Source organism: Bacteroides sp. A1C1 (assembly GCF_004328515.1).
In the GTDB taxonomy this organism is placed as follows: Bacteria; Bacteroidota; Bacteroidia; order Bacteroidales; family Bacteroidaceae; genus Bacteroides; species Bacteroides uniformis.
This window is the reverse complement of the sequence record NZ_CP036491.1, coordinates 778646-803608: the sequence shown is the minus strand read 5'-3', so window position 1 is coordinate 803608 and position 24963 is coordinate 778646. Positions and strand designations below refer to the sequence as shown.

The 24963-nt window shown below is 46.3% G+C and carries 20 protein-coding genes; 15 read left to right on the top strand and 5 right to left on the bottom strand.

Annotation, left to right across the window (positions count from 1 at the left end; translation table 11 throughout):
• Positions 1–83 precede the first annotated feature (83 nt).
• Positions 84–1652, bottom strand: a complete 1569-nt coding sequence (locus EYA81_RS03615) for an alkaline phosphatase family protein (RefSeq protein WP_117964192.1) — start codon at positions 1650–1652, stop codon at positions 84–86.
• Positions 1652–2872: a DUF4105 domain-containing protein gene (locus EYA81_RS03610; RefSeq protein ID WP_131225372.1), complete on the bottom strand. Its 1221-nt coding sequence runs from the start codon at positions 2870–2872 to the stop codon at positions 1652–1654. Before EYA81_RS03610 ends, EYA81_RS03615 begins: the two co-directional genes overlap by 1 nt.
• 505 nt (positions 2873–3377) lie before the next feature.
• Between EYA81_RS03610 and EYA81_RS03605 the strand changes: the two genes are divergently transcribed.
• The 15 genes from EYA81_RS03605 (at position 3378) to EYA81_RS03535 (ending at position 19158) form a co-directional block, all read left to right on the top strand.
• Positions 3378–4109, top strand: coding sequence for a type III pantothenate kinase (locus EYA81_RS03605; protein ID WP_131225371.1), 732 nt, complete (start codon positions 3378–3380; stop codon positions 4107–4109).
• Positions 4096–5358 carry a hypothetical protein gene (locus tag EYA81_RS03600; RefSeq protein WP_117600439.1) on the top strand — a complete coding sequence of 421 codons (1263 nt, stop codon included), beginning with the start codon at positions 4096–4098 and terminating at the stop codon, positions 5356–5358. The genes EYA81_RS03605 and EYA81_RS03600 overlap by 14 nt, the downstream gene beginning before the upstream one ends.
• 46 nt (positions 5359–5404) lie before the next feature.
• Positions 5405–6730, top strand: a complete 1326-nt coding sequence (locus EYA81_RS03595; RefSeq protein ID WP_117600438.1) for a M48 family metallopeptidase — start codon at positions 5405–5407, stop codon at positions 6728–6730.
• A 4-nt stretch (positions 6731–6734) separates the two neighbouring features.
• Complete coding sequence (gene lptC / locus EYA81_RS03590) at positions 6735–7361, top strand: LPS export ABC transporter periplasmic protein LptC (protein ID WP_117600437.1); 627 nt, start codon at positions 6735–6737, stop codon at positions 7359–7361.
• 4 nt (positions 7362–7365) lie between these two features.
• Positions 7366–8622: a hemolysin family protein gene (locus tag EYA81_RS03585; RefSeq protein WP_117964194.1), complete on the top strand. Its 1257-nt coding sequence runs from the start codon at positions 7366–7368 to the stop codon at positions 8620–8622.
• Positions 8623–8744: 122 nt separating this feature from the next.
• On the top strand, positions 8745–10883 hold the full coding sequence (locus tag EYA81_RS03580; protein WP_117964195.1) for a peptidylprolyl isomerase: 2139 nt from the start codon (positions 8745–8747) through the stop codon (positions 10881–10883).
• Positions 10884–11035: 152 nt separating this feature from the next.
• The gene (rlmN, locus tag EYA81_RS03575) at positions 11036–12076 is read left to right on the top strand and encodes a 23S rRNA (adenine(2503)-C(2))-methyltransferase RlmN (protein ID WP_117600517.1); all 1041 of its coding nucleotides are present in this window, start codon (positions 11036–11038) and stop codon (positions 12074–12076) included.
• A 70-nt stretch (positions 12077–12146) separates the two neighbouring features.
• A complete protein-coding gene (locus tag EYA81_RS03570; protein ID WP_117600434.1) occupies positions 12147–13202 on the top strand; it encodes a DUF4837 family protein in 1056 nt (351 codons plus the stop codon).
• 5 nt (positions 13203–13207) lie between these two features.
• Positions 13208–14305, top strand: coding sequence for a 4-hydroxythreonine-4-phosphate dehydrogenase PdxA (gene pdxA / locus EYA81_RS03565; protein ID WP_117964196.1), 1098 nt, complete (start codon positions 13208–13210; stop codon positions 14303–14305).
• A 1-nt stretch (position 14306) separates the two neighbouring features.
• The gene (locus tag EYA81_RS03560) at positions 14307–15557 is read left to right on the top strand and encodes a sigma-54-dependent Fis family transcriptional regulator (RefSeq protein ID WP_117964197.1); all 1251 of its coding nucleotides are present in this window, start codon (positions 14307–14309) and stop codon (positions 15555–15557) included.
• Positions 15544–16068, top strand: coding sequence for an LptE family protein (locus tag EYA81_RS03555; RefSeq protein WP_117600431.1), 525 nt, complete (start codon positions 15544–15546; stop codon positions 16066–16068). Before EYA81_RS03560 ends, EYA81_RS03555 begins: the two co-directional genes overlap by 14 nt.
• Positions 16069–16072: 4 nt before the next feature.
• Positions 16073–16846 carry a tetratricopeptide repeat protein gene (locus EYA81_RS03550; protein ID WP_117964198.1) on the top strand — a complete coding sequence of 258 codons (774 nt, stop codon included), beginning with the start codon at positions 16073–16075 and terminating at the stop codon, positions 16844–16846.
• Between the two features lie 4 nt (positions 16847–16850).
• Positions 16851–17240: a preprotein translocase subunit SecG gene (gene secG, locus EYA81_RS03545; RefSeq protein ID WP_009038088.1), complete on the top strand. Its 390-nt coding sequence runs from the start codon at positions 16851–16853 to the stop codon at positions 17238–17240.
• A gap of 153 nt (positions 17241–17393) precedes the next feature.
• Complete coding sequence (locus EYA81_RS03540; protein WP_117878395.1) at positions 17394–18785, top strand: MFS transporter; 1392 nt, start codon at positions 17394–17396, stop codon at positions 18783–18785.
• A gap of 19 nt (positions 18786–18804) precedes the next feature.
• Entirely contained in the window at positions 18805–19158 is a 354-nt protein-coding gene (locus EYA81_RS03535; protein WP_057258649.1) for a PqqD family protein, read from the top strand.
• Between the two features lie 7 nt (positions 19159–19165).
• Here the strand turns inward: EYA81_RS03535 and EYA81_RS03530 are convergent, their stop codons facing one another.
• From EYA81_RS03530 to EYA81_RS03520, 3 genes are all read right to left on the bottom strand, one after another.
• The gene (locus EYA81_RS03530; RefSeq protein ID WP_057258670.1) at positions 19166–20215 is read right to left on the bottom strand and encodes a DUF4831 family protein; all 1050 of its coding nucleotides are present in this window, start codon (positions 20213–20215) and stop codon (positions 19166–19168) included.
• Between the two features lie 70 nt (positions 20216–20285).
• Positions 20286–21413, bottom strand: a complete 1128-nt coding sequence (locus tag EYA81_RS03525) for a lactonase family protein (RefSeq protein WP_005831925.1) — start codon at positions 21411–21413, stop codon at positions 20286–20288.
• 101 nt (positions 21414–21514) lie between these two features.
• Positions 21515–24343 (bottom strand): beta-glucosidase, encoded by a 2829-nt coding sequence (locus EYA81_RS03520; RefSeq protein ID WP_131225370.1) that lies wholly within the window; start codon positions 24341–24343, stop codon positions 21515–21517.
• Positions 24344–24963 lie beyond the last annotated feature (620 nt).

Sequence of the window (24963 nt, the reverse complement as noted above, 5' to 3'; positions counted from 1 at the left end):
TATTATTATTGCTGAGTTAGTTGAGCGTGCAAAGTTACTGATTTCTATACAGATTATCCAGATTTGCACAGATTATTTTAGAATCAAAAGTCGAGGGGAGATGCTGTACTTGCATTAGGGGCGCGGATGCGCATTACACTTGCCAGGGTAGGGGCAATGCGGTCGATACTGATGGGTATACGGATGATTTCAGCCTTCATTCCTCCTCCCAATAAAATGAGGGGAGCAGGAATATCGGCCGTACGTACTACACGGTTATCAATACTATTTTCCTGCATGATAGTCCAGCCCGGAAGTATTTCAATGAGCAAATCGCCAGAGCGCTTGCGGTGAAAACCATTGCGTATACGTTCTATTTGCGGTGACCAGGGGCCCAAAAGCAGGCGATGAGCTGAATATACTTCGCTCACGCCACTGAACTGAACCAGAAATTCGGCAGATTTTTCTTGAATTTCAGTCAGGCTCAGCTGCTTGTTCTCAATAAGTTTATGGTTGAGATAGATTTGTTGGTCATAATAAGCTTCCACATATTGTCCCTCGCCATAGGATGCCATGAGGTACATGTTCAGCAGGGCGGCACAGCGGTTCAGGTAGAATTCACCACCCGGTATCCGATATACGCCCGGGTCGGCAGCTTCCGGGTCGGCATAGCCGGTGGAGGTGATGCAGAAAAGTACGTTGTGGAGCCCAACTTTACGTTCTATGAGCTCTAATAAGGAAGCTATACTACGGTCCAGCCGTACGTAGGTATCTTGCATTTCCATGGCACATTCCTGCGTACTCCGGTGGTTGTAATTTCCTGCGTAGTAAGTCAGCGATAATAGGTCGGGTACGTCATCTTGTCCGATAGTGCTCTTGTTCAGCAGCTCTTCGGTCAGCAGGTTGACTTCCTCATTGATGAAAGGACTGGTAATCAGGCGGCGAAATTTGTTTGCCCGTTCACCGTCCAGCTTGTATTTGAATGGTTCGTTACGCCATTCGGGCAGAAATGTATAGTTGGTAAAAGGAAGTGCAGGTGTCCATACCATATCCTTGATACGGTAGTCGGGAGATTTCCGGTCGTTGTATTGACTCAGCCACCACGGAAATTCATTATAATAAGTTGTACTGCACCATTTTCCGGTATTGTTATTAAGCCAGAAGGCACCGTTCCCCGCGTGTCCGGCACCCAATATGGCGGCATCGCGGAAAGGCGCAATGGCATAAACCAGACCTTTGTTGCGGGTAGCTATTTTTAGCTCGTCGGCAATGGTGGAGGTCAGTAATTGGGAGGGGGAAGTGCTTTCGTCGGTATAGTTGCCCATGAAGTTGGGGTCTTCTACACAGTCTATGGGGCGTAGTGTACCTGCATCCAGCCACTGCTCTGCAATGATGCCGTTCATGGACGGTGTTGTCCCGGTATAGATGGCGGCAATGGCCGAGGCTCGGTCCGTTCCGCAAAAAGGAAATTCTGCTTGACGGAAGACTTTACCTTCACGCAGTAAGCGCTTAAACCCCTTTTCTCCGTATAAGGACGAAAATGCTTCCATATAGTCTGTACGCAACTGGTCAATGGTCAATGTTACCACCAGCTTTGGGGAGGCAGGCAGCGGTTGGGCTTGCAAACCACTGAATGTAAGTGCGAGTATGGAAGTTATCAGTCCTTTTTTCATTACTTTCGTTTGTATGTCAGAATGAGGTTGCTTGCAGAACGTATCAGCAAACACAGTGCCAAAGGTAATATTGCTGGCGGAATTCTCTGCGGAATTATTGCCCAAAGCCCTATAAAAAGTGTTAAAACTGCAAAGTTAACCAGCATATAGCGGCTTATTTCCCTTTTTCGTACCCTGGATAGCATGAATGGAAGGCAAAAAAGGTGAAATGGATGGAATACAAATAGTATATAATTGGGACTTACTGCCGGATGCTGTGAGAATAGTGCTAAAAATGCCAGTATACATCCAGCCATTCCGGCAACCAAGAAGAGTATGAGGTCCATGCCCCAGAGAGTTTTTCCTCTTCGTATGCCGTAAATGCTGATGCCTGCTACAAGTATCAGTAATAGCGAAGCCGACTGCATCGGTGTGATGCCTCTGCTGACGAAGTCGGCTGGTGTTTTACCCGTTACTACGATTTTTTCTTCTTTGGCAACCAGTGGCCGTGCTTGTCCTTCTTTGTCCACAATCTGCGCTTTATTGAAATACTCCTGCATGTAGAAGGGGACGAACATTGCCAGCCGGCGGTTGATGGGTTCGTCTGCTTTGCTGCCCATGCATAAGTCCATGCCGAAACGTGACCACAAATGGCCTTCACTGTATTTATGCAGCAAATCCCTGAAAGAGATTCCCGTACTGTTATCAGTCATATTGTCAGCGTATTGCAGCGTGCCGTTGATGGCACGTTCTATCTGGTCTCGCGGGCGGGTGGCGCAATTGTCGTAGAAAAAATTGTAGCGGTATACTCGGTTTTCGGGGCGGTAGTTCTCTGTCAATAGTGTTATCAGGCGTTCTTTTTCTTCTTCTGTTAGGTTTAACGTCTGTTGCCAGACATCGCGTCCCAGATAGTTATATTCGGCGGCGAAATGCTCATAATCGGTCACTCCAAGTTGATAATCCGTTTCTCCCAAGGCAAAACGGAAGATGAAGTTAGGGGCGTTGAAGTTGAACATGCCGTAATTGAAGACGGCGTCAATGCCGCGCGTATAGTTCTCGTACCGTATGGCAGTGTGTCCGAATAGGGAATAAATCTCTCCTCCTGCAGCGCAAGTCAGTAGACTGACGCGCACGGAGTCTGTTGCAGCACTCTTTTGCTGTTGTGTCACCTGGGCATTCGCTGCAGGCAAACAGAAGAAAAAGATTACTATATATATATGTATAAGTAGGCTTCGTTTCATGCTGCAAACTTACGGAAAAAACTAATATTATCCCAATTTGTGATGAGGAACTAAAGTGGTTATTCGTGTTATCCCAGTCATCTGTGTCCGAAGAATCTTTTTTAATTATGAACTTGATACAATTCTTGATTCGCATAATTGGCTGTTTTGAATCAACTGCCAAGTACGAGCGGTAAGTGTTTTCTATTTACAAATGATATAGGTGAAAGAATAGTGGTATATTGAACCTGGTTCAGCCGTATACTGAATGCCATTCAATCGTATACTGAATAGGGATCGGTCGTATACTGAATGTAATGCATCTCAACTATATTGATAATCAGGTGGTTGTGGTATGGTGTTGTGGTTTTAATAAATCTCAACAAATTATTGGAGTGGCATTGTGCTTGTTTGGTACGGATATGAATAAGAATTCTTGTGCGGTTGCTCTTCTAATAAAGAGGCAGTTTCTGCTGAATTTCAATATTAATGTTATATCTTTGCGCCGCTAAATTTATGCAATACGGTGAATCTCATTATTGATATAGGAAATACAATTGCCAAGATGGCGGTGTTTGATGGTGGACGTATCGTAGAGGTGGTGTATGACTCCAATCTGACGTTGGAACGATTGCCTGAAGTGTGCCGTACATATACGATTGAAAAAGCGATAGTGTCTACTGTCATTGATTTGAGCAGAGAGGTGTTGTCGCAACTGGAAGGTATGGCTGTTCCCATTCTGTGGCTCAATGAAAAGACTTCTCTTCCGGTAGAAAACCTCTATGAAACTCCCCGGACGCTGGGGTATGATCGTATGGCGGCGGTGGTAGGAGCCAATGAGCAATTTCCTGGCAGGGATATACTGGTGATTGATGCCGGTACTTGTATCACTTATGAGTTTGTCGATGCTGCTGCCCGTTATCATGGCGGGAATATCTCTCCCGGCCTGCAGATGCGTTTCAAGGCGCTTCATCAGTTTACCGGACGGCTTCCAATGGTGACTCTTGAGGGGCGGATGGTGCCCATGGGGAAGGATACCGATACGGCTATCCGTGCCGGAGTACTGAAGGGTATTGAATATGAAATTTCAGGTTACGTTACGGCTATGAAGCATAAATATCCTGAACTTTTGGTTTTTTTAACGGGCGGGGATGATTTTTCTTTTGATACAAACTTAAAAAGTATCATCTTTGCAGACAGATTTTTAGTGTTGAAAGGATTAAATAGAATTTTAAACTATAATAATGACAGGCTATAGACAAACACTGTTAGTGCTCTTGCTTACGATATTATCAGGAGCGGCAGTCGCTCAAAATAATACGAATTCTCCCTATACACGATATGGATATGGACAGTTGTCTGAACAAGGCTCAAGTAACAGCAGGGCGATGGGTGGTATTGCCTATGGTTTACGAGACAAGTACCAGACTAACTTTGCTAATCCGGCATCCTATACGGCGGTAGATTCGCTGACTTTTATCTTTGATGGAGCAGTCTCTCTACAGAATACAAACCTCAGTAACGGCACTCTGAAACAAAATGCCAAGAATTCCAGTTTTGATTACATCACGATGCAATTTCGTGCAAGTAAATGGGCTGCCATAAGCTTGGGGTTATTGCCTTATTCGAATGTGGGATACAGCATGGGAGAGTACCGGGAAGATACGGAATTCCCAGACAAATCTACGACGGTAAGCTATTCGGGAGAAGGAGGTCTGCACCAGCTTTATTTAGGTGCAGGCTTTAAAATAATTAAAAATCTTTCCGTCGGTGCGAATTTTTCGTATCTTTGGGGAGATATAACAAGAACCGCTGCGGAAACCTTTCCGTCCAGTTCTAGTGTATTTCCTATTACAATACAGTCTAATGTGGCTGTAAAGAGCTATAAATTGGATTTTGGAGCACAGTACACCCACCAGTTTGGAAAAAAGCATGTTGCAACATTGGGAATCGTATTTTCTCCGGGGCATGATTTGAGCAACGATGCGTACGAAGTTACGCAGACTGGCAATAGTAATACGGGAGTTACCTCGGTAACAAGGGACACTATTGTTACTTGCGGCATTCCAACAACATTTGGAGCAGGTGTGACATACGTGTACGACGATCGTCTGACGGTGGGAGCGGATGTGATGTTTCAAAATTGGAGTAAAGTGAGCTATATGAATAATGACGAGGCGTTTTGCGACCGTGGAAGAGTATCCGTTGGTGCAGAATATCTGCCGAATCCTATGGGACGAAGTTATTTGTCTCATGTGAAGTATCGTTTGGGAGCTTATTACTCCAAGCCTTATTATAAGATAGACGGTGTACGTGCCGCTGATGAATATGGCATTACTGCCGGTTTTGGATTACCTATACCGAGAACCCGTTCCGTATTGAGCCTTTCTGCGCAATACGTGCGAACCAAAGGAACCCAAGCTGCGTTCTTGAACGAAAATACATTGCGTATTTGTATCGGAGTAACCTTTAACGAACGCTGGTTCTTCAAGCGTAAAGTGGATTAATGGAAATTGAATAGACAAAAAATATAACAACTAAAATTTAAATACAATGAAAATTAAGACGCTTGTGGCTGTCTTGCTCCTTTCGGGTGGAGCGACCAGTACTTTCGCACAGACTGAAAATTGTAATTCGAACAGTAGTATCTCTCATGAAGCAGTGAGAGCTGGTAACTTTAAGGATGCATACGCTCCTTGTATGGCTGTATTGAAGGATTGCCCTACACTGCGGTATTATACATTTACAGATGCTCAGAAGATTTTAGTGGGTTTCTTGAGTCAGATTAAAGATAGAAATTCTGCTGATTATAAGAAGTATTTTGATGAGCTGATGGATGTGTATGACTTGAGAATGAAGTACATTCCTGAATTTGTTAACAAGGGAATGAAGGGGGTGCCGAGTGTAGCTGATGCTTTGGGTGCCAAAGCAGTGGATTATCTTCAATTTGCTCCGACTCCGGACCTTAATACAGCTTACAATTGGCTGAAAGAATCTGTCCAAGCAGAAAAGGGCGGCTCCAAAGGTGCGGTTTTACACTATTTCTTGGATGTTTCTATGCAGAAGGTAAAGGCAGATGACAATCATACTGACCAGTTCTTCCAAGACTATATTGATGCTTCCAAGTATGCGGATGATGCTATCGCAGCTGAAACCAAAGAGGCAAAGAAGGCAAACCTGCAAACTATCAAGGATAATTTGGTAGCTATGTTCATCCAGAGTGGTGTGGCTGATTGTGAATCTTTGCAGAATATCTATGGCCCTAAAGTAGAAGAAAATAAGACAGACTCTACTTTCTTGAAGAAAGCATTGAATATTTTGAAATTGATGAAGTGTAACGAAAGTGAAGTTTATTTCAAGGCTTCTGAATACATGTATCAAATTGACCCGACTGCCGATGCTGCTGTAGGTGTAGCATACATGTACTATAAAAAAGGTGACTATGACAATGCCGTGAAATACTTTGACGAAGCATTGGCTAAGGAAACCGATAATGACAAGAAAGCTGAAATGGCATATGCCACTGCTGCTGCTTTGATGCAGGCTAAGAAACTTTCTCAGGCAAGAGCATATTGCCAGAAGGCTATTAGCTTTAAGGAAAACTATGGTGATCCTTATATCTTGCTGGCACAGCTTTACGGTTCCAATCCTAATTGGACTGACGAGCCAGCTCTGAATAAGTGTACTTACTTTGTAGTAATTGATAAGTTGCAGAGAGCTAAAGCGGTGGATCCTTCAGTTACAGAACGTGCTAACGAGCTGATTAGTACTTATTCCCGTCACACTCCCCAGGCTAAAGACCTCTTTATGTTGGGTTACAAAGCTGGTGACCGTATCACTATCGGCGGATGGATAGGTGAATCTACAACTATCAGATAAAACTATGTTGCTACAACTCATCAACGTTGTTTATCATAAAAATGCGAGCATAACCATTGTCTTTGGGGCAATGGTTATGCTTCTTTTATTTTCTTCATGTTCCGGGAAGAAGAAGGAGCTGGGCGATGCCATTACCGAGCGTGATTCTATGGCGGTGATGGACACCCGCGGGGTGACTACGCTAGTGTCTGATTCCGGTGTAACACGTTACCGCATCAATACGGAAGAGTGGCTGGTCTTTGACCGGAAGAATCCTCCATACTGGGCTTTTGAAAAGGGGGTCTATTTGGAAAAGTTTGACTCTATCTTCCAAGTGGAGGCAAGTATCAAGGCCGATACAGCCTATTTCTTTAATAAGGAAGAGTTATGGAAACTGATGGGGAATGTGCATATACAGAATTTGAAAGGTGAGCAGTTTGATACAGAGTTGCTGTATTGGGACCAGCGGACACAAAGAATTTATTCGGATGAGTTTATCCGTATCGAACAGCCTGACCGTATCATTACGGGACATGGCTTTGAATCCAATCAGCAAATGACTGTTTACACGATTCGCAAGCCGGAGGGCATCTTCTATGTTGACGAAGAGGCTGCCGCAGCAGATAGCTTGCAGACTGATACCATAAATTGATAAAATGGATACCGTTATTTTTTTATTGATAACCATGGCTTTCTCCGCTTTCTTTTCAGGAATGGAGATTGCCTTTGTTTCCGTAGATAAACTGCGCTTTGAGATGGAAAGGAAGTCAGGCGTCACTTCCGGTATCATTTCCTATTTTCTTCGCAACCCGAATAACTTCATCTCGACCATGCTGGTTGGTAATAATATCGCGCTTGTCATTTATGGTATCTTGATGGCACAAATCATAGAGGTGAATCTTCTTGCCGGAATTATTTCCAACCATTTTGTAATGGTGTTGGTGCAGACTATAATTTCCACTCTTATTATTTTGGTAACCGGTGAGTTCTTGCCGAAGACTTTGTTTAAAATCAATCCCAATCTGATGCTGAGGGTGTGTGCCATTCCTTTATTTATATGTTATGTCATTCTGTTTCCTGTTTCAAAATTTGCATCGGGATTGTCGTATCTGTTCCTTCGGATATTTGGGATGAAAGTAAACAAGGAAGCGTCGGCCAAGGCTTTTGGCAAAGTGGATTTGGATTACTTCATCCAGTCGAGCATAGAGAATGCGGAAAGTGAAGAAGAACTGGATGCAGAGGTAAAGATATTCCAAAATGCGCTTGATTTTTCGAATATAAAGATACGCGACTGTATTGTACCGCGTACAGAGGTGGTAGCTGTAGATCTGACCACCACATTGGAAGAATTGAAATGTCTTTTTGTGGAGTCGGGTATTTCTAAAATCATAGTATATGATGGAAATATAGATAATGTGGTGGGATATATTCACTCGTCGGAAATGTTCAGGAATCCGGCAGACTGGAAGAATAACGTGAAGGAAGTGCCTATTGTACCCGAAACGATGTCGGCTCACAAACTGATGAAACTGTTCATGCAGCAGAAAAAAACGATTGCTGTAGTGGTGGACGAATTTGGTGGTACGGCAGGCATCGTTTCTTTGGAGGATTTGGTGGAAGAAATTTTCGGCGATATTGAGGATGAGCATGATAATACGTCCTATGTATGTAAGCAGCTGGGTGAACGTGAATATGTGCTTTCGGCCCGTCTGGAAATAGAAAAGGTAAATGAGACTTTCGGGCTCGACCTGCCGGAATCGGACGATTATCTGACAGTGGGCGGTCTGATTCTGAACCGTTATCAAAGTTTCCCGAAGCTGCATGAAGTGATTGAAGTGGATAATTATCAGTTTAAAATAATCAAGGTGACAGCTACTAAAATTGAGTTGGTAAGACTGAAAGTCATTGAATAATTTCATTTAGGCGTAATTTTTTAAAGAATAAATGGATGCGTATTAGCATTTTTTGTATCTTCGTGCGCTAAAATGAACATGTTAGGAAAATAATAATAAACAAATAAATCATATTAACTAAAATGGCAACATTACAAAACATTCGGTCTAAAGGACCTTTATTGGTGATTGTTATTGGTTTGGCGCTGTTTGCTTTCATCGCAGGTGACGCGTGGAAAGTGCTTCAGCCACACCAGTCACAAGACGTTGGTGAAGTGAACGGGGAGACAATTTCCGCTCAGGATTTTCAAGCATTGGTAGAAGAATATACAGAAGTTATCAAGTTCTCCAGTGGCAACAGTGCATTGAGCGATGAACAAACCAACCGAATCAAAGATGAAGTATGGAGAACATACGTCAATAATAAACTGATTGAAAAAGAAGCTAAGAAACTTGGCTTGTCTGTATCTAAGGCGGAAGTTCAGGCTATCATTGATGCCGGTGTGCATCCGATGCTGCAACAGACTCCGTTCCGTAATCCCCAGACCGGTGCGTTCGATAAGGATATGTTGAAGAAGTTCCTAGTAGACTATTCCAAGATGAACAAGGCACAGATGCCTTCCAATTATGCAGAGTATTATGAGTCTATGTATAAGTTCTGGTCTTTCCTTGAGAAGTCTCTTATCCAGGCTCGTCTTCAGGAAAAGTATCAGGCTTTGATTACGAAATCTCTCTTCTCCAATCCTGTGGAAGCTCAGGATGCATTTGATGCAAGAGTGGATCAGTCAGACCTGTTGCTTGCAGCAGTTCCCTATTCTTCTATTGTTGATTCTACTATTGTCATCAAGGATTCTGACTTGAAAGCTGCCTACGATAAGAAGAAAGAGCAATTCAAGCAATATGTGGAAACCCGTAACATTAAGTTTATTGATGTGCAGGTAACTGCAAGTGCAGAAGACAGAGCTGCTCTCCAAAAGGAAATGGAGGAATATACGGAGCAACTTATTGCCAATCCTTCTGACTATACTACCTTCATCCGTTCTACCGGTTCCGAAACTTCTTATACAGACTTGTTCTACACTACTAAGTCTCTGCCCGCTGATGTGACTGCCCGTTTGGACTCTGTTGCGGTGGGTGGTGTGTTCGGACCTTATTATAACGTATCGGACAATACTCTCAACTCTTTCAAGAAATTGGCTACTGCTGCCATGCCGGACTCTATCGAGTTCCGTCAGATTCAAGTGGTTGCTGAAGATGCTGAAAAGACGAAGACTTTGGCCGACAGCATCTACAATGCTATTAAGGAGGGTGCCAGCTTTGCTGAAGTTGCGAAGAAATACGGTCAGACCGGTGAGCCTACCTGGATTTCTTCTGCTAATTACGAAGGCGCACAGATTGACGGTGACAACTTGAAATATATTACTGCTGTCACTACTTTGGGACAGAACGAGCTGACCAACTTGGCGTTGGGACAGGCAAATGTCATTTTGCAGGTAACCAACAAGAAGGCTGTCAAGGATAAATATAAGGTAGCCGTTATCAAGCGTCCGGTAGAATTCAGTAAGGAAACTTACAGTAAGGCATACAATGAGTTCAGCCAGTTTATTGCTGCAAACAATACTTTAGAGAAAATGATTGCCAATGCGGAAGATGCTGGTTATAAGTTGCTGGATAGAGCCGACTTGTACAGCTCTGAACATGGTATCGGTGGTATCAGAGGTACCAAAGATGCTTTGAAATGGGCGTTTGAGGCAAAAGCCGGTGAAGTTTCCGGTTTGTACGAATGTGGCGAGAGCGACCATATGCTGGTAGTAGGTGTTGCAAGTATTGTTCCTGAAGGCTATCGCCCACTGGCTTTGGTAAAAGACCAGTTGAGAGCTGAAATTCTCCGTGACAAGAAAGCAGAGAAGATTATGGCTGATATGAAGGCTGCCAATGCAACTTCGTTCGAGCAGTATAAGAATATGGCAAATGCTGTCAGTGATTCTGTAAAGCACGTTACTTTCTCTGCTCCTGCCTATATCCCGGCATTGCGTAGCAGCGAACCTCTGGTAGGCGCATACGCTTCTATTGCCGAAGTGAACAAGCTGAGTGCTCCTATCAAGGGTAATGGTGGTGTATTCGTTCTGCAACCTTATGCAAAAGAGAAACTGAACGAAACATTCAACAAGGAAACTGAAGAGGATAACTTGGCCAACATGCATGCACGCATGGCAAGCCAGTTCATCAGTGACTTGTATCTGAAAGCCAACGTAAAAGACCAACGTTATTTATTCTTCTAAGAATAGAAAAAATATATTGAAAAGCCGTCCGGTACTTCCGGGCGGCTTTTTCATTGTCTGTACATTTCATTTTCTACACTCTCCGTTGTCTTTGTGCAACTTTATTCCTACCTTTGCATTCTTGAAAGAGTTTTGTTTTAATGAAAAACGATATGCAGAAACGACCTCTATTGGGCTTGACGCTCTCTGAATTGCAGAATGTGGTGAAGAATCTGGGAATGCCCGGTTTCTCTGCCAAGCAGATAGCTTCCTGGCTGTATGACAAGAAGGTGATTTCTATAGACGAAATGAGCAATCTTTCGTTGAAGCATCGGGAATTGCTGAAAGAAATCTATGAGGTAGGTGCCAAAGCGCCGGTAGATGCCATGCGCTCTGTAGACGGTACGGTGAAATACTTGTACCGGGCAGGCGAGGGACATTTTGTGGAAGCTGTCTATATACCCGACGAAGACCGGGCTACGCTTTGTGTCTCCTCCCAGGTGGGCTGCAAGATGAACTGCAAATTCTGCATGACCGGCAAGCAGGGTTTTACCGCCAATCTGACATCTAACCAGATTATTAACCAGATCAATTCGTTGCCCGAAAGGGACAAGCTGACCAATGTGGTAATGATGGGTATGGGCGAACCACTTGATAATCTGGACGAGGTATTGAAAGCGCTGGAAATAATGACCGCCTCTTATGGGTATGCGTGGAGTCCCAAGCGTGTTACACTTTCTTCTGTGGGACTGAAGAAGGGCTTGCTGCGTTTTATTGAGGAATCGGATTGCCACCTGGCTATCAGCCTTCATTCGCCGATACCTTTGCAACGCCGCGAGCTGATGCCGGCAGAGAAGGCGTTCTCCATCACGGAGATTGTAGAATTGTTAAGAAACTATGATTTTAGCAAACAGCGCAGACTATCTTTTGAATATATTGTTTTCAAAGGAGTGAATGACTCGTTACCGTATGCAAAGGAACTTCTGAAGCTGCTACGTGGGTTGGACTGCCGGATTAACCTGATTCGTTTTCATGCCATACCTGGGGTGAATCTTGAGGGAGCCGATATGGAAACCATGATTGCGTTCCGTGATTATCTGACTTCTCACGGTCTGTTTACCACTATACGGTCGTCGCGTGGAGAGGATATATTTGCCGCTTGTGGCATGTTGTCCACTGCCAAGCAGGAGGAGAATAAAGAAGAATTAATATAAATTATTAACTTAGGTAGGGAGGATATTACGCATTCTTCGTAGCTTTGTGAAAAACTAAAATGATAGAGATATGAGAAAGCACTTGTTTTATTTAAGTATGGTTCTCGTACTGACACTTTTTTCCGCCTGCGGTGGTGGTAAAAAGGGTGTGTTTACTCCGACCTCCAGCGGTCGTGCGTATGAAGTTCTGGTAGTGGTGGAGCCCGGCTTGTGGGAACGTCCTGCCGGTAGGGCGCTTTTCGATGTGCTTGATTCTGATGTTCCGGGGCTTCCCCAGTCAGAACGTTCATTCCGAATCATGTATACTGCCCCTTCCAATTATGATGCCACTTTAAAACTGATTCGCAATATCATTATTGTCGATGTGAATAAGGATCTCTATACCCAGCCTAAATTCAAGTATGCAAGGAATGTGTATGCCGCTCCTCAGTCTATTCTCACTATTCAGGCGCCGGACGAGGTTTCGTTCGAGAAATTTGTGGAGGAGAACAAGCAGGTAATCATCGATTTCTTTACCCATGCGGAAATGAACCGTCAGATTTCAGTATTGAAGGACAAGCATAGCGACTATATAGCAACGAAGGTGAAAAGCCAGTTCGATTGCGATGTATGGGTGCCGGGCGAACTGACATCTACCAAGGAGGGGGAGAACTTCTTCTGGGCAGGTACGAATGCGGCTACCGGTGATCAGAACTTTGTAATCTACTCTTATCCTTATACGGATAAGGATACGTTTACTAAAGAATATTTTGTTCATAAACGCGATTCTGTGATGAAAATCAATATCCCGGGTGCCCAAGAAGGTATGTATATGTCGACGGATTCTCTGATGACCGATGTACGTCCCATCAGTGTGCAGGGAGACTATGCACTGGAGGCCCGCGGCTTGTGGCGTGTGAAGGGTGATTTCATGGGTGGTCCGTTCGTATCGCATGTACGTTTGGACAAAGCCAATCAGCGTATAATTGTATCTGAAATATTTATTTATTCACCTGATAAAATGAAACGTAATCTGGTGCGTCAGATGGAGGCTTCGCTCTATACCTTGAAACTGCCCGGCAGTAAGCAGGAAGGTGAGGAGATTCCGGTAGGTGTAACCGCAAAAGATACTACTAATAATAAGTAATAAAAATGGAAGATAACAAAATAAGAGTCGGCATTACACAAGGCGACATTAATGGTGTAGGGTATGAAGTGATTTTAAAGACGTTTGCAGACCCGGTGATGCTGGAATTGTGTACGCCGATTATCTACGGTTCGCCTAAAGTGGCAGCTTATCATCGTAAATCATTGGACTTGCCTGCCAACTTCAGTATCGTCAACTCCGCTTCCGAAGCGGCTCCCAATCGCTTGAGTGTAGTGAACTGTACGGATGATGAAGTAAAGGTTGAGTTTTCTAAACCTGACGTTGAAGCTGGTAAAGCTGCACTTGGTGCACTGGAAAAAGCCATTGAGGAATATAAGGAGGGGATGATAGACGTGATTGTCACAGCTCCCATCAACAAGCACACCATCCAGTCGGAGGAGTTCGCCTTCCCCGGACATACGGAGTATATAGAGCAGAAATTGGGAGATGGCGAGAAGGCCCTTATGATTCTGATGAAAGATGACTTCCGGGTAGCATTGGTGACCGGACATATTCCCGTTAAAGAGATAGCCGGAAGCATCACCAAAGAACTGATACAAGAAAAACTGAAGATATTCAACCGCTCCTTGAAGCAGGATTTTGCTATCGGCGCACCGCGTATTGCAGTGCTTTCACTGAATCCGCATGCAGGAGATGGTGGATTGCTGGGAACTGAAGAGCAGGAGATTATCATTCCGGCCATCAACGAAATGGCTGCTAAGGGTATGCTTTGCTATGGTCCTTATCCGGCAGACGGGTTTATGGGCTCAGATAACTTTATCCATTTTGATGGTATCCTGGCCATGTATCACGACCAGGGGCTGGCACCGTTCAAGGCATTGGCTATGGACGAGGGCGTAAACTATACTGCCGGCTTGCCGGTGATACGCACTTCGCCTGCTCATGGAACGGCCTACGATATCGCCGGGAAAGGAATTGCCTCTGAAGATTCGTTCCGGCAGGCTATCTATGTGGCTATAGATGTGTTCCGTAACCGCCAGCGTGAGAAAGAGGCACATGCAAATCCGCTGCGCAAGCAATATTACGAGAAACGTGACGATAGCGACAAACTGAAACTCGATAGTGTAGAAGAAGATTTGTAGAATGACAAAAGCGGAAATACAACAAGTAAAATTACGTTTTGGCATCATCGGCAATAACGAAGCGCTGATGCGTGCCATTGATATCGCTATCCAGGTAGCGCCTACCGACTTGTCTGTACTGATTACTGGAGAGAGTGGTGTGGGAAAGGAGAGCTTTCCGCAGATAATACACCAATACAGCCGGCGCAAGCATGGACAGTACATTGCCGTGAATTGTGGGGCCATTCCCGAAGGAACGATTGATTCGGAACTGTTTGGCCACGAAAAAGGTGCATTCACGGGGGCTATCGGTGAACGGAAGGGGTATTTCGGTGAAGCCAACGGCGGAACAATCTTCCTTGATGAAGTCGGCGAATTACCTTTGCCTACCCAGGCACGCTTGCTGCGTGTGCTTGAGAGCGGTGAATTCATCAAGGTAGGTTCTTCTAAGGTGGAAAAGACCGATGTGCGTATTGTTGCCGCTACCAATGTAAACTTGACACAGGCCATTGCTGACGGACGCTTTCGTGAAGACTTGTATTACCGTTTGAACACAGTACCTATTCAGGTTCCTCCATTGCGCGAACGCGGTGAAGACGTGGTGCTGCTGTTCCGCAAATTTGCTTCGGACTTTGCGGAGAAGTACCGTATGCCTGCCATTCAGCTGACGGAAGACGGCAAGCAAGTATTGCTGAGCTACTCATGGCCGGGTAATGTGCGCCAGTTGAAGAATATCACCGAGCAGATATCCATCATTGAGACCAATCGTGAAATCAATGCATCCATACTGAAGGGCTATCTGCCTGAGCAGAACAATATGCAGCGCCTGCCTGCCTTCTTTGGAGTGAAGGAGGACAAGAGCTTCGGAAGTGAACGGGAAATTCTCTATCAGGTTCTGTTTGATATGCGTCAGGATGTAACGGACTTGAAAAAGCTGGTGCATGAGATTATGGCTGAAAGGGGAACGGTATCCAATCCGACGGTTGCCACATCTACCTATTATGCGCCGGTCACTCCGGCGGTGGTACCTCCGGTGACATCCAGTGTCCCTACTATTATACATCCTTCGGTGAAGCCGGTTACTCCAGTGGACGATGACTTCCAGGATACGGAAGAATATGTGGAGGAGTCACTCTCCCTGGATGAAGTGGAGAAAGAAATGATACGTAAAGCGCTTGAAAAACATCACGGCAAGCGTAAGAGTGCGGCTCAGGATTTGAATATCTCTGAGCGTACGTTATACAGAAAGATAAAAGAATATGGATTGGATTAAAAAAGCGGCATTTGCTTCCTTGTTGGTAAGCTTGTTATTTCTGGTGAATTCATGTAGTATGAAGTTGGGACTTGCTCCGATAAGCTCTATTGACTATACAAAGGTAAAAACGATTTCCATTGCCGATTTCCAGAACCGGGCAGAGTATGTATATGCACCGTTGGCAACAGAGTTTAATCAGAAAATGAAGGATATGTTCATTCAGCAGACTCGCCTGCAATTGGTGAACTCCGGAGGAGACTTGGACATAGACGGAGAAATAACCGGTTACAACCAATATAATGAATCGGTGGATGCCAGCGGTTTCTCTTCGAAGGTGAAGGTGACACTGACAGTTAACGTGCGCTACACCAATAACACGAACCATGAGGAGGACTTTGAACAGCAGTTCTCGGCTTTCCAGACCTATGATTCCTCACAATTGTTGACCGATGTGCAGGACCAGCTGATAACCCTGATGGTGAAGGACATTGCTGAACAGATTTTCAATGCAACTATAGCTAACTGGTAAACTCATGACGCCTACCCATTTGCAACAATGGATTCAGCATCCCGAGACGCTGAATAGGGATACTTTGTACGAGCTTCGCACATTGGTGGCACGCTATCCTTATTTCCAGTCGCTCCGTTTGCTCTATCTGAAAAACCTCTATCTGCTGCACGACATCAACTTTGGCGCGGAGCTGCGCAAGGCTGTGTTGTATGTGGCAGACCGTCGTGTGTTGTTTTACTTTATAGAGGGTGACCGCTATACTTTGAAATCCCAGAAGGTCTCGTCGCTTTTTTCCGGCGATTCGGAGAAAGAGCCGAGTGTAGACCGTACCCTTTCCTTGATAGATGCGTTTTTGGCTACTGTTCCCGAAGAGCATTCACAGCATACAGAGCTGGATTATGCGGTGGATTATACGGCCTATTTAATGCAGGAAGAACCTGGTGTAGATGCAGAAAATGAGCAGGAAGTACCTAAACTGCGCGGACATGAATTGATAGATGACTTTATTCAAAAGAGTGAGTCTCCAGATGTCGCGAATACGAGAAGAGAGTTTCTTGTAGAGAAGGAGGAAGAGACTGAAGAAGAGGAAGAGCGCTCCGTATCGCCGGTAACGGAAGAATTGGACGATAGCTGTTTTACGGAAACTTTAGCCAAAATCTATATAAAACAGCACAGATATGACAAGGCACTTGAAATTATTAAAAAATTAAGTTTGAATTATCCAAAAAAAAATGCTTACTTTGCAGACCAAATCAGATTTTTGGAGAAATTGATTATTAACGCTAAATCAAAATAACAAAATGTATTTATTATTAGTTATCTTAATGCTGATTGCATCTGTGCTGATGTGCTTCATTGTATTGATTCAAAATTCTAAAGGAGGCGGTCTGGCATCAGGCTTTTCATCATCCAACCAAATTATGGGTGTGCGCAAGACTACGGATTTTTTGGAAAAAGCAACTTGGACTCTGGCAGCTGTCATGGTAGTCTTCAGTATTGTTTCTGCTTACACTATTCCTTCTTCCACAGGTAAGGGCGGTGATGTGATTCTGGAACAGGCGCAACAAGAAGAAAAAACTAATCCTTATAACATGCCCGTAGGTACAGAAGCTCCGCAATCGGAGGCCCCTGCAGCTACAACTCCGGCTGAAGCTCCTGCTCCTGCAGCAGAAGCCCCAGCAGCAGAATAAGATAAGGATATTGCGGATGACTCCCGCTTGGAAAAATAAGAGAAAGGTTGATACTGAAAAGGTGTCAACCTTTTTTCGTTTTAATGAAGTATTTATTTACCTTTGTCAGCAATTTATGCAATCTGATTAATAAATTGAAATCCAAATAGTACAATGACAGAACAACTCAAACTTAAATTGAATGATTCCAAGGCTACCCGTTGGGGGGCATTGGTGATTGTTGCCTTCACGATGATGGCAGCTTATTATGTAAACGACGTGGTAGCACCGTTGAAGACAATGTTGGAAACGGACTTGGCTTGGTCGAGTACCGATTTCGGATTCTTTACCGGTGGTTATAGTTTTCTGAATGTTTTTTTCCTGATGTTGATTTGGGGAGGATTAATCCTCGACCGCTTTGGTATCCGTTTCACCGGAAAGCTGGCAACTATCCTGATGGTAGGTGGTACAGCACTTGAATACTATGCAATGACGGGACTTGCCGGTGCCGACGCGACTTTATTCGGAATCAATGAAATATTTGGCTATAAAACGGGTGTGTTTGTTGCTTTTGCCGGTTATTCCATTTTTGGAGTAGGAGCGGAGGTCGCCGGTATTACAGTTTCCAAAATCATAGCCAAGTGGTTTAAGGGGAAAGAGCTTGCCACGGCTATGGGGGTACAAGTCGCTTTAGCACGTATCGGTTCGCAAGCCGGTTATGCCGTAGCCATTCCTTTGGCCCGCGCTTTCGGTATTTCCACACCGGTGTTGTTGGGTTTGGTTCTGTTGTTGGGCGGTATGATTGCTTTCTTCATCTTTGCAGTGATGGACAAGAAGCTGGACAAACAGATGGAAGCTGCTGCCATTGCTGCCGGTACGGAAGATGAGGAAGAGAAGTTCTCTTTTAAGGATGTGAAGAATATTCTGGTCAATCCCGGTTTCTGGCTGATAGCATTGCTGTGTGTATTGTTCTACTCTTGTGTATTCCCATTCCAGAAGTTTGCTTCCGAGTTGATGATTATCAAATACGGTATCAATGAGAATGTGGCCGGTACATTTGCCGGACTTCCGGCATTGGGAGCGCTGATTCTGACTCCGGTCTTTGGTGGTTTCATTGACAAGCGAGGTAAGTCCGCATCTATCATGCTGCTGGGCTCGGCCATGCTGATATGTGTGCATTTCATTTATGCTATTCCCGATATAAACTATTGGCTGGTAGCTATTGTGCTGATGATAATTTTGGGTATCGCTTTCTCGCTGGTACCTTCTGCCATGTGGCCGGCTGTGGCCAAGATATTCCCGGTAAGCCAGTTGGGTACGGCATACGCATTGATTTTCTTTATCCAGAATATCGGTCTTTGGGGTATTCCTACATTGATAGGGTGGGTGCTTGATGCCTATTGTATATCCGGCAAGAAACCAGATGGAACGAATATGTATGACTATACGGTGCCTATGTGCATTTTTACCAGTATTGCCTGCTTGTCCCTTATAGTGGCTCTACTGCTGAAGAAGGCAGACAAGAAGTATGGTTATAAGCTGGAAGAGCCTAATATTCAGAAATAATAGGAAAAGCGGATACCGTATGATGGAAATACCCGAAGGAAAAGTAAGTCTGTTGGACGCTGTTCCGGTCCGCTGTGGACATATAACAACCGAATGGGAAGGTGAGTGCGCCGTACTCGCCTACCCACGGTTTAAATACGAATGGATGCGTCGTTTTTTATTGCCGAAGGGGATGTCTCCTGACATCCATGTGAGGCTGGAAGAACACGGTACAGCTGTCTGGAATCTGATAGATGGACATCGTACCGTGCGCGAAATCATCTATCTACTTGCCAGGCACTTTGGGGAGGAAGAGAATTATATTCCCCGGGTCACCGCCTACGTAATGCAGTTGCGTAAGGATGGATTTATCCAGTTGACAATCCGGAATTAGAATTCCTTTATTCCCTATCCACTTTTATCAATCCTCCCGTTGCCGTATCAAACAGCACTTTGATGGTAGAATTCTTGTTGAACAGTACCGGTGCGAGGTATTCTACGGTGCCGAATTGGGTAATGGGAAGTTGGTCGTCAAACAATTTCTTATTGTTATACACCAATGTCACTTGTGCCTTGCCCGGAAGGTTATAGGCTACACCGTCCACTTTCTTTTTGCCTTCCTCGGTGGCAGATACATCGGGACTTTTGAGGTCGGTGACGCTGATATAATACGGTTCACCGGCAAGGTCATTATTGGCCACCACTCCCAGCTTTCGGGAAAAACGGAAAGCCACTTCATCTTTCATCTCTTTAGGCGTCAGCCGGATGGTGAATGTCTTGGGTTCTTTCTTTATTTTGCCCGAGAACATTTCCGTCATAGCCGTTTCCTGCTGGTTCAGATTGTCAAGCATCAGCTTGAGTTGAGCGCCGTCCTTGGGCATATTGTCTGCTTCGCCGCGCAGGAGGGCATTCTTGCTTTCGCGGATGCTGTATATTTCCTTAGCCACCAGCTCGGCCATCTTGGCACTGGAGTTGGACATCAGTATTTCTTCCGTCAGAAAACTGCGTGGGTCAATGCTGCTTTCGGTGGCTTTGGCTTCGGGCGTCTTGGCAGCAGGCTTGCCGCTGAACGGAATGTTGATGGAGCGGACAATTCCGTCTTCGGTAAGCTCCATAAGGGGTGCTACGGTCTTGTCTTTCATCTTCACGAAATAGACGTTGTCCTTATCCGGTACACCGGCTATGCGGGTTTCTATCTTATCCAGTGTCCAGAACTCCTCGGGTTCGGCAGACACGTTGTTGAGACGCAGATAGCGGTCGGCATATCTGCAAAATTCTCCGGGAGTGTAGGTATGCTTGGTGGCTTGCAATACGATTTCTATTTCTGTTTTGGGTAACATATAGGTCACTCCGTAGTCTTTGCCACGCATCACACCGGTGGTTACGTCTGTTTGCGCCAGGGCAGTGGTAGACAAGAACAGAGCTGAGAGCATCAATATATTCTTCTTCATAATGTACATTCGTTTAGACTGATTTAGCTAAGGGACAAAGTTAATGAAGTTATCTTTGCTAAATATTGCTTTATAAATTATTAACAGAGCTGACGAACTGTACGCAAACCGGCATGTCAACTACAATGTCCTGATGAGTATCTTCCAAGAGTCCGGTAACTTCGTTTCGTTTGTATACCTGAATGACATTGCTGTCGCGGCAGGCGGCAAGCAAGTATTTACCGTTGGGCGTGATGTTGAAGTTGCGGGGATGGATGCCGGTGGGCTGATAACCTACCTTTGCCAAGGTCCCATTTTCGGGATTCACGGCAAAGATGGCGATGCCGTCTTCTTTCAGACGGTTGCTGGCGTAGAGGTATTTCCCATCCGGACTGAGGTGGATGTCTGCACTTCCACGGGCGGCTACGGTGTCGGCTGTGATGGTCTGTATCTGTTCCAAGCAGCCGTCGTCGTAACTGAAGGCAATGACCTTACCGGACAGTTCGGTGATGAGATAGGCAAACTTCCCGTTAGGGCTAAATGTCAGATGGCGCGGGCCGGAATCTGCCTCAATGCCAACGGCTTCCAGAGAAGCATGAGGAATAGGGTTGTCGGGGTGCATCACAAAGCGCAGGATACGGTCGGCACTGAAGTCGGTGGCAAAGATGTATTTTCCGTCCGGTGAAAAGACCGTGCAATGGATGTGGGGAGTGGCTTGCCGTATGGCGTCGGGACCGGTGGCAGAGCCTTGAAAGAGCGTGTCTGCAGGAGCCAAAGTGCCGTCTTTCTGTAAAGGAAAAACGGACATGGTTCCACCGCTGTAGTTGGCAGTCAACACTTCCCGGCCATTGGTGGCCACGTAGCAGGGGTCGGCGCCGAAGGTGGGAACGGTGTTCAGCAGGCGCAGTTCTCCCGTTTCCCGGTCGAAGGCAAGGGAGCTGAGGGCTGCTGTGCTGTCGTTCATTTCACTGACGGCATAGACAAATTCGCCATCTTCCGAGGGGACGAGGTAGGAGGGATTGGGCAATGCCGCTGAACTGAGCGGAACGGCTGTTCCCGTCTCCTGATTAAAGCGGAAGGTATAGATACCCTTGCTTGAGCCATTCGTGTAAGTACCTATTAGCATGGCGAGTTCGTCCTGGTCACCGTTAGTGCCCTTTGGAGAAGAGCCACATGCTGTCAAACCTAATCCGAGCATACAGAAAAGAAGTGTTTTCATTAATTTAATGTGTTAATGTGCTAATATGCTAATGTGCTAATTGGCTGCGCTGTATATGCTGCATGGTCATTGGTACATTAGCATATTGGCACATTAGCACATTAAAATTTAACTTCGGCAATACTGACGCGGTCATCGTTCAGCACGATGCGGAGGTCGCTGGCGGTAGTGCCTTTGAACGGATAGGAAATCAGTTTGCCGTATTCGCTGACGGTGCCCGAATATACGGTGAGGAACTGTCCGCCACCGCCCGAGAGCTGGATTTCGAAGGTTGCCGGCAGGTTGTTGTCACGTGTAAAGGCAATGGCAACTTTATCTACCTTGGCTCCGTTCTTCAAGGCAAAGGTAATATAATCTCCCTTATTTCCTTGCCATGCGGTATTGATTTTTTCGTCGAGCACGTTTTCGGCATCCTCTGGGTTGGTGCTGGCACTCACACGCTTTGCTGGTTTTTGGGCTTCAATGGCTTTGGCACGGGTCTGGTAGTCTTCTACGGTCAGCGTTCCGTTCAGGCGGATGTCTTCGGAAGAGGCGCCGGCCATGAGCACGAAGTCGCCGGGTTCCACCACCCATTTCATGTCGGTGTCCAGAAGCTCCAGGTGCTTATGGTCGATGGTGAAGGACAGCTCCTGGGCTTCGCCCGGTTCGAGGTGGATGCGCTGGAAGCCTGCAAGATTCTTTTCGTAGGTGGTGATGCTGCTCAGTACGTCGCGGATATAGAGCTGCACTACTTCATCTCCGGCACGTTTGCCGGTGTTGGTCACCTTCAGGCGGACGGTGGCAGACTCGTTCGGGGTGATGACTCGGGGGGTGATGTCGAGGTCGGAGTACTCGAAGGTGGTGTAGCTCAAGCCGTAACCGAAGGGGTAGAGTGCTCCGTTGATGCGTGACATGTTGCCCGTGGGCCCCGGATTCTTACCACCGTCTATCTGTGAAGAAGGCTTGCAGGGGAAGTTGAAGGGGATTTGCCCTACGGTCTTGGGGAAGGTCACTGTCAGCTTTCCACCAGGGTTGTAGTCGCCGAAGAGGATGTCGGCCAGGGCCGTTCCGCCTTTGGAGCCGGGATACCAGGCTTCGAGGATGGCGGGGACGAACTTGTCTGCCCAGTTGATGGAGAGCGGGCGTCCGTTGATGAGTATCAGTACGACGGGCTTGCCCGTGGCTTGTATGGCTTGAAGCAGTTGCAACTGCCGGCCGGGCAGGTCGAGGCTGGTGCGCGATTTGTTTTCGCCGCAGGTGCGTTGTCCGCCGCCCAATACTACGACGGCAACATCAGCTTGGCGGGCATTTTCTACGGCTTTGTCTATCTCGGCTTGCTCGTCGTCGGTCAGAGGATAGTCTATAATTTCACTTTCGGGCCAGTGGGCATCCACTAGGTCGCAGCCTTTGGTGTAGAGCACCTCTGCCTTGCCTTTTGTCTTTTCTTGAATGCCTTCCAGTACAGTGGTCACCTCTACGGCAAGGGGGCCGTAATGGGTCAGCGCGTAGCCTTCTTCGTTGGCATTGGGACCACAGACGGCAATCTTCTTGATGGAGTTGATGTCTAAGGGCAACAGCTCACCGGCATTCTTCAGCAGAACGATGGACTCGCGGGATGCCTGCAAGGCGATGGCTTCGTTCTCTTCTTTTTCCACTTCATGGTCGGCACCGGCAAGGTCTGTCTGGTAGGGGGCATCGAACAGACCAATGAGGAACTTTACCCGGAGGATGTCGCGCACACGGTCGTTAATGACTTCTTCGCTCAGCCCGCCTTCCTTCACCAGTTCGCGGAGGGGAAGGACGAAGGAGTCGGGCAAGCGGAAGGTGCAGCGTACGTTCAGCCCGGCTTCCACGCTTTGGCGGACGGCTTCTTTCATGTCTTTGGCGGTGCCGTGCTTGGTGTAGAGGTATTCTACGGCGTCACTGTCGGATACGACGTAGCCACGGAATCCCATTTCGCCACGCAGGCGGGTGGTGAGCCAGTAGTAGCTGCCCTGCACGGGGATACCGTCGTAATCGTTGTACGAACTCATTACGCCCAGCATGCCAGCTTCCCGGATGACGCGTTTGAAGGGGTAGATGTGTATGTTTTCCACTTCGCGCGGCGACATTTGCGGGTCCACGCGTGCCATGCCTTCGCGGGCGCCTTTGTTGTTACTGTAAGCGGCAAAGTGCTTGCCGGTGGCGGCCACTTGGTGGTTGTGCTGCAAGCCGCGCACCATTTCGATGCCCAGTTCGGCTACGAGGTAGGGAGATTCGCCGTAAACTTCTTCGTAGCGTCCCCAGCGCTGGTCGCGTCCTACGTCGAGGATGGGGGCGTAGACGTTGGTGTAGCCCAGCATGCGGGCTTCGCGTCCGGTGATGAGTCCTACTTGGCGAATCAGTTCACGGTTCCAGGTATGTCCCAGTCCCAGTTGGGTGGGGAAGTTGGTGGCGCGGTAGCTTTCCACGCCGCGTATGCCTTCGTTGGTAAAGTCTACGAGGATGCCGAGACGGGTATCTTCCACAAAGAACCGTTGCACCTCGTTTAGTGCCCAGGCGTGGCGCGAGGCGGGCCAGACGTAGGCATTGTCCGAGGGAGGCAGCCCCCATTGCTGGAAGCCGTTCAGGTGTTCGTCGATGGCGCCGATGCCGTCTTTCCAGAGCAGCTCTTTCCATTCGGGGGTGGGGAGGTCGTCTTTCAGTACGCGTTTGTAGCCGTAGAGGGTGACCATTTGGCAGGTCTTTTCGTCCAGCGTCATCTGTTGCAGCAGGTTTTCGATGCGTGCTTCGAGCGGGGCGGAGGGGGCTTCGTACACGTCTTTCACTCCGTTTTTGTTGAAGTCTATCCAACCTTTGCGGTACATTTCACTTTTCACCGGCTTGTAGGTTGCCGGTGTTTTGGCAGGCTTTTGTGCGCAGAGCAGTGTGCTTCCTCCAAGCAGCAGGGTTAGGGCAATAAGGTTCTTCATGATATGTTCTAAAAATCTCTTGGTTATTATTGTTTCTTTTGTTGACAAAAATACGGCTAATGTGTGAAATAAAGGGATAAAATAGTCCGAAGTATCGGCTTTTATTGTCCGAAGGGTCTTCCTCTTACTAAAAATATCCTCCAAGACGCTACCGGGGAATTCAAATCATTATTAGACGAAACATATCATTCACTTTTAAAAAGAAAGAACACTATAATAACCTGAAAAGTAGATGCAATCGCGGTGTATACAAGTATTACGGCTACATCTGTTAAACGAGGGTGTATTTATATAATAGGAATCTGTTGGCGGAATTGTTGCTTGTACGGAAGAACTTTCTTTTCAACCTTGGGATGTCTAAACCAAACCTTGGTTTAGACATCTCAAGGCTGGGTATGGAAAAACCAAAGTTTGGGATAGATTGCTTCCTTAATTCTTTCCGGTTTTTCAGTTAACTTCAGAGACTTTTTCCGTTAACTTCCCATCTCTTTTGTGCAAATATCCATTACAGAAGATAGATATTCCCTCTTGCAGGGGGTAATTCCGTCAACGGATACTGGCTTTGGTAGCTGTTTGAACATTGATGACAATGGGGTGCACATATTCTATGTATGGAAGAT

Excerpts from the sequence above, each read along its gene's own strand:
- EYA81_RS03555 (WP_117600431.1), top strand. The coding sequence starts at position 15,544 with ATGGATTGGATTAAAAAAGCGGCATTTGCTTCCTTGTTGGTAAGCTTG.
- EYA81_RS03525 (WP_005831925.1), bottom strand. The coding sequence starts at position 21,413 with ATGAAAACACTTCTTTTCTGTATGCTCGGATTAGGTTTGACAGCATGT.
- EYA81_RS03610 (WP_131225372.1), bottom strand. The coding sequence starts at position 2,872 with ATGAAACGAAGCCTACTTATACATATATATATAGTAATCTTTTTCTTC.
- EYA81_RS03615 (WP_117964192.1), bottom strand. The coding sequence starts at position 1,652 with ATGAAAAAAGGACTGATAACTTCCATACTCGCACTTACATTCAGTGGT.
- EYA81_RS03530 (WP_057258670.1), bottom strand. The coding sequence starts at position 20,215 with ATGAAGAAGAATATATTGATGCTCTCAGCTCTGTTCTTGTCTACCACT.
- EYA81_RS03600 (WP_117600439.1), top strand. The coding sequence starts at position 4,096 with ATGACAGGCTATAGACAAACACTGTTAGTGCTCTTGCTTACGATATTA.
- EYA81_RS03560 (WP_117964197.1), top strand. The coding sequence starts at position 14,307 with ATGACAAAAGCGGAAATACAACAAGTAAAATTACGTTTTGGCATCATC.
- lptC (WP_117600437.1), top strand. The coding sequence starts at position 6,735 with ATGTTGCTACAACTCATCAACGTTGTTTATCATAAAAATGCGAGCATA.
- EYA81_RS03550 (WP_117964198.1), top strand. The coding sequence starts at position 16,073 with ATGACGCCTACCCATTTGCAACAATGGATTCAGCATCCCGAGACGCTG.
- rlmN (WP_117600517.1), top strand. The coding sequence starts at position 11,036 with ATGCAGAAACGACCTCTATTGGGCTTGACGCTCTCTGAATTGCAGAAT.
- pdxA (WP_117964196.1), top strand. The coding sequence starts at position 13,208 with ATGGAAGATAACAAAATAAGAGTCGGCATTACACAAGGCGACATTAAT.
- EYA81_RS03580 (WP_117964195.1), top strand. The coding sequence starts at position 8,745 with ATGGCAACATTACAAAACATTCGGTCTAAAGGACCTTTATTGGTGATT.
- EYA81_RS03540 (WP_117878395.1), top strand. The coding sequence starts at position 17,394 with ATGACAGAACAACTCAAACTTAAATTGAATGATTCCAAGGCTACCCGT.
- EYA81_RS03585 (WP_117964194.1), top strand. The coding sequence starts at position 7,366 with ATGGATACCGTTATTTTTTTATTGATAACCATGGCTTTCTCCGCTTTC.
- EYA81_RS03520 (WP_131225370.1), bottom strand. The coding sequence starts at position 24,343 with ATGAAGAACCTTATTGCCCTAACCCTGCTGCTTGGAGGAAGCACACTG.
- secG (WP_009038088.1), top strand. The coding sequence starts at position 16,851 with ATGTATTTATTATTAGTTATCTTAATGCTGATTGCATCTGTGCTGATG.
- EYA81_RS03595 (WP_117600438.1), top strand. The coding sequence starts at position 5,405 with ATGAAAATTAAGACGCTTGTGGCTGTCTTGCTCCTTTCGGGTGGAGCG.
- EYA81_RS03535 (WP_057258649.1), top strand. The coding sequence starts at position 18,805 with ATGATGGAAATACCCGAAGGAAAAGTAAGTCTGTTGGACGCTGTTCCG.
- EYA81_RS03570 (WP_117600434.1), top strand. The coding sequence starts at position 12,147 with ATGAGAAAGCACTTGTTTTATTTAAGTATGGTTCTCGTACTGACACTT.